This window comes from Agromyces salentinus, from assembly GCF_009749395.1.
In the GTDB taxonomy this organism is placed as follows: Bacteria; Actinomycetota; Actinomycetes; order Actinomycetales; family Microbacteriaceae; genus Agromyces; species Agromyces salentinus.
Map to the genome: position 1 here is coordinate 1 of NZ_WBIR01000037.1, position 1,937 is coordinate 1,937.

Sequence of the window (1,937 nt, forward strand, 5' to 3'; positions counted from 1 at the left end):
GCGGTCCTCGTGTACGTGTTGGTCGCGGGCGGTGCCGCGAATCTCCTCACGGCATGGTTCTCAACCGACTCGGACCTTGCCGATTTCGCGTTAGGTCATTTCCCGCCGCTGATTCTCCTCATCGCCGCAGGCATCGTGTTCGTCCGGTTCTCGGGGTGGTCGCGGTATGTGTGGCGTACGCCGGCGTCGTTCGAGACCCGGCCGCGGCGGTGGTGGATGCTCGCGTTCCCGGTGCTGCTGCTGGCGCAGTCCATCATCCTGCTCACGCTGGTGCCGTGGGCCGGGTGGGATGTCGGCGCCGTCTTGGTGGTCGCTGCCGGGACCGCGCTGGTCGGGATCGGTGAGGAGCTCTACTTCCGCGGCATTCTGCGGGCCAGTCTCCGATCCCACCACGGGGAGACGCTCGCCCTCGTGGTGACGTCGCTGTTGTTCGGGCTCGGGCATTCCCTGGGAAGCGTGATGAACGGCCTCGACGGCGGCTTCATCGTCTTCCAGGTCGGGGTGACCGCGCTCGACGGTGCGATTCTCTATGGTGCGTTCCGGGCCACCGGCAGGCTGTGGGTCCCGATGGTCCTTCACGCGTTCTCGGATTTCACGTTGTACCTGGCGAACAACGACCTCGCCGACAAGACCGGCAGTGAGATCTCGACGTCACCGGCGAATACCGCGATCGAGAGCGTGCTCTGGGTGCTCGCGATCGTCCTGCTCATCAGTTGCATCCGGCAGGATCTCCGGACTCGACGCGAACAGCACGCCACACCCGCACCGGCCTGAACCATCCCGGGCGAACCGACTCACGCAGCACGGCATGAGCAACCCGACGGGCCGACTGCGTGCGGTCGTCGAGCCGGTTAAGCGGTGACCTTGTCGGTGTTGCGGGTTTCCTTGCGGATCAGGATGATCGCGACGATCACCGCTACGCCGCCGACGATGACGCCTGCGATCCCGGTCAGCCCTGACGGGGCGGCGAACGTGGAGAAGTCCCACAAGCCGTGCAGCAGCATCGCGATGATCAGGGTCCCGCTGACGCGGCGGAGCAGGTAGAACACGGTGCCGAGCAGGAACGTGGTGCCGACCTGCGTGAGCCCGAACACGCCCGTGCCGAACAGCGTGTTCGGCAGGTGCAGCAGCGCGAACAGCAGCGTGCTGAAGAACCACACCCCGAGTTCCCCGAACCGGCTCCGCAGCGCGACGATCAACTGTCCCCGGGTGACGAGTTCCTCGTTGAAGCCGACCAGGACGCTGCCGACCACGAGCAGGACCCACATCGTCGGGGTGACCCCGGACGTGTCCCCGACGAACAGGCCGATCAGGGCGAGCACGGCGAGCAGGCCCGGGAAGATCCACACCCAGGCGGGGAGACGCTTCTTCGTTTCGAACAGCGAAGGGCGCCACCATCCGTAGATCGAGACCACGATGACGATGACGACCGTGCCCGCGAGCAGGGGCGCGACGTACCACTTCCAGAGGGTGTCTTCGCTGTCGCCGATCTTGTTGTAGTCGATGCCGTTGATGATCCACACGCCATAGAACACGGCAAGGTAGAGCAGGTAGGCCAGGACACCGAGCCAGACACGAGGCGCAATCCGAAGTGAGCGATCATCAGTCATGGCCGAACTCTACCCGGACGACCCCTCCATTCCGTGGCGTTGGCCCATAAGAAGATTCCGTGGCGTTGCCCGGGATGAATGGTGCGAAGAGACCCGGCCCGCGGACGACAAGGCTCGCTGCATCATCGCTGATCCTCCGCGACCCACGGCCGGCATGGTCGGTCAGGAGCTGCTGCCGGAATTCGACGAGCGGTCGGGCAGGTACGGTTCGATAGCCGCGGCGAGCTTCGCGGGCGACATCGACTGCAACCAGATCCGGCCCGGGCCGTGGATCTCGGCGAGGAAGAGCGAGTCACCGAAGAACTTGTTCTTGATGCCCTTGACCGA

The 1,937-nt window shown here is 65.3% G+C and carries 2 protein-coding genes; one reads left to right on the forward strand and one right to left on the reverse strand.

Annotation, left to right across the window (positions count from 1 at the left end):
- Positions 1-774, forward strand: a 774-nt coding sequence (locus GQQ95_RS19240) for a CPBP family intramembrane glutamic endopeptidase (protein ID WP_157429221.1), incomplete at its 5' end; no start/stop codon positions are given.
- Positions 775-851: 77 nt separating this feature from the next.
- On the opposite strand, the gene GQQ95_RS19245 is transcribed toward GQQ95_RS19240, so the two are convergent.
- On the reverse strand, positions 852-1,610 hold the full coding sequence (locus GQQ95_RS19245) for a CPBP family intramembrane glutamic endopeptidase (RefSeq protein ID WP_157429222.1): 759 nt from the start codon (positions 1,608-1,610) through the stop codon (positions 852-854).
- Positions 1,611-1,937 lie beyond the last annotated feature (327 nt).

Bases quoted from the DNA above. Each gene is read 5' to 3' on its own strand.
- GQQ95_RS19245 (WP_157429222.1), bottom strand. From the start codon at position 1,610: ATGACTGATGATCGCTCACTTCGGATTGCGCCTCGTGTCTGGCTCGGT.